Origin of the sequence: Pseudonocardia pini (genome assembly GCF_013870575.1) — a bacterium.
GTDB classification, from domain to species: Bacteria; Actinomycetota; Actinomycetes; order Mycobacteriales; family Pseudonocardiaceae; genus Pseudonocardia; species Pseudonocardia pini.
The window spans coordinates 1-2,411 of record NZ_JACBXB010000812.1 but is presented as its reverse complement, the minus strand read 5'-3'; the positions used below and the strand labels follow the sequence as shown (position 1 = coordinate 2,411).

The 2,411-nt window shown below is 73.5% G+C and carries 3 protein-coding genes; 1 reads left to right on the top strand and 2 read right to left on the bottom strand.

The features are described from left to right. On the top strand, positions 1-635 hold a 635-nt coding region (locus tag H5J29_RS29360; protein WP_246394459.1), incomplete at its 5' end, for a threonine aldolase family protein. Here H5J29_RS29360 and H5J29_RS29355 read toward each other — a convergent pair. Beyond that, on the bottom strand, positions 559-1,329 hold the full coding sequence (locus tag H5J29_RS29355; RefSeq protein ID WP_181784223.1) for a potassium channel family protein: 771 nt from the start codon (positions 1,327-1,329) through the stop codon (positions 559-561). The two genes, H5J29_RS29360 and H5J29_RS29355, sit on opposite strands and share 77 nt — an antisense overlap. An 8-nt stretch (positions 1,330-1,337) precedes the next feature. Further along, the coding region (locus tag H5J29_RS29350; protein ID WP_181784222.1) for an aminotransferase class I/II-fold pyridoxal phosphate-dependent enzyme at positions 1,338-2,411 on the bottom strand (1,074 nt) is incomplete at its 5' end.

Genomic DNA, 2,411 nt, shown 5'->3' with positions numbered 1-2,411 from the left:
TCGAGAACACGCACAACGCCGCGGGCGGCACGGTCACCCGCCCCGAGGACCACGCCCGCGTGGCCGCCGCGGCCAAGGCCGCCGGGCTCGTCGTGCACCTCGACGGGGCCCGGTTGTGGCACGCCGCGGTGAAGCTCGGGGTGCCGATCGGCGCCCTCACGGTCGGTTCGGACACGGTGCAGGTCTGTCTGTCCAAGGGCCTCGGCGCGCCCGTCGGGTCGGTCGTGGCGGGGTCCGTCGAGTTCGTGGCCCAGGCGCGCAGGCTGCGGAAGATGCTCGGCGGCGGGGTTCGGCAGGGCGGTGTGCTCGCCGCCGCGGGCCTGGTCGCGCTGGACCGGATCGAGCGGCTCGCCGAGGACCACGAGCGGGCCGCGACCCTGGCCGCGGGCCTGCGCGAACGCGGCTGGCGGGTGCAGGAGCCGGAGACCAACATCGTGCTCGTGGAGGTCGCGGACCTGCCCGGGACGCTCTCCCGGTTCCGGGACGCGGGCGTGCTGGTCGGCCCCATGTCCGGCAAGGTCCGGCTGATGACGCACGCGGACCTCACCGACGCCCACGTCACGGCGGCGTTGGACCGGATCGGGCCGCTGGAGTCGGGCTCTCCAGCGCGTCGAGCCGTCCGTGGAGCCTCCTGACCTCCGCCACCAGCAGGTCGATCTTCTGCTCCGTCTCCGCGAGCTCGGTCTCCGTGCGTTCGGAGGAGGCCCGCAGGTTCTCCACGAACCAGCTCGCGATGGAGGCCGTGACCACGCCGAGGAGCGCGATCCCCGCGACCATCAGCGTCGCCGCCACGATCCGACCCTCCAGCGTGACCGGGTAGCGGTCGCCGTAGCCGACGGTCGAGATCGTGGTGATCGTCCACCACAGCGCCTCGCCGAAGGTCGTGATGGACGAGTCGGGGGCGTCCCGTTCGGCCTCCAGGACCGACAGCGCCGCCACGAAGGCCACCAGCCCCACGGTCCCGGTGACGTAGACGGCGATCCGGCCGCGGAAGTCGTCCCGCAGCTGCCGGTTCAGCACGCTGATCACCGTGACGATCCGCAGCACCCGCAGCTGGCGGAACATCGGCAACACCAGGATCAGCAGGTCCACGAGGTGGGTGGCCACGAACCGCCCCCGCCGCCGGGCCAGCGCGAGCCGCACCACGTAGTCCGCGCCGAAGATCGCCCAGATCACCGTGAGCGAGGTGTCCAGCAGCTCGGGCGCCCCGCGGTCGAGCACCTGCCAGGCGTAGATCCCCAGGAACACGACCGCCAGTCCGGTCAGGGGCCAGTCCAGCCTGCGATCCCAGGCCGCGATGCGCGGCTCGTCCGTGTAGGGGTCCGCCATGGGCCGAACTATGCCCGCTCGGCCACGAAGGGTCCCAACCGCGCCAGCGCCTCCTCGATCGGCGCGGTCGCCCCGGCGAACGACAGCCGGACGAACCGGTGCCCCTCCACGGGGTCGAAGTCGACGCCCGGCGCCACTGCCACGCCGGTCTCCCCGAGCAGCTCGTAGGTCAGCCGCATCGAGTCGTCCGTGAGGTGCCCGACGTCGGCGTACACGTAGAAGGCGCCGTCGGCCGGGGCGAGCCGGTCGAGGCCCAGCCTCGGCAGGCCGTCGAGCAGCAGCGCCCGGTTCACCGCGTAGCGCTCCACGTGCGAGTCCGCCTCCGCGTAGGACTCCGGGGTGAACGCGGCGACGGCGGCGTGCTGCGGGAGTGCGGGCGGGCAGACGGTCAGGTTGCCCGCCAGCCGGTCCACGGCCCGGCGCAACGCCTCCGGGACCAGCAGCCAGCCCAGCCGCCAGCCGGTCATGGAGAAGTACTTCGAGAAGGAGTTGACGACGATCGCCTCCCGCGAGGTCTCCCACGCGCAGGCCGTCGCGGGGGAACCGGGATAGCCGATGCCGTGGTAGATCTCGTCGCTCACCAACCGGATGCCGGTGGCCTCGCAGTACTGCGCGAGCGCGGCGAGCTCACCGGGGTCGAGGACCGTGCCGGTCGGGTTGGCCGGGCTGGCCACGACCAGCCCCTTCACGTCGAGACCCTCGAGCATCTCGACGGTGGGCTGGAACCGCGTCTGCGGCCCGCACGGCAGCTCCACGACCTCGCAGCCCAGTGCGCTGAGGATGTTGCGGTAGCAGGGGTAGCCGGGGCGGGCCATCGCCACGCGGTCACCGGCGTCGAAGGCGGCGAGGAAGGCCAGCAGGAACCCGCCGGACCCGGCCGTGGTGACGACGACGTCGTCGGGGCTGATCTCGATGCCGTACGTGCGGCGGTGGTGGGCCGCGATGCCCTCGCGCAGCTCGGGGATCCCGAGGGCGACGGTGTAGCCGAGGACCTCGGTCTCCAGCGCCGCGGCCGCCGCGGCCCGGACGGGCGCGGGGGCGGCGGGAGCTCCGGCTGCGGCGGCGGCTCCTCCGGGATTGGC

Excerpts from the sequence above, each read along its gene's own strand:
- H5J29_RS29355 (WP_181784223.1), bottom strand. The coding sequence starts at position 1,329 with ATGGCGGACCCCTACACGGACGAGCCGCGCATCGCGGCCTGGGATCGC.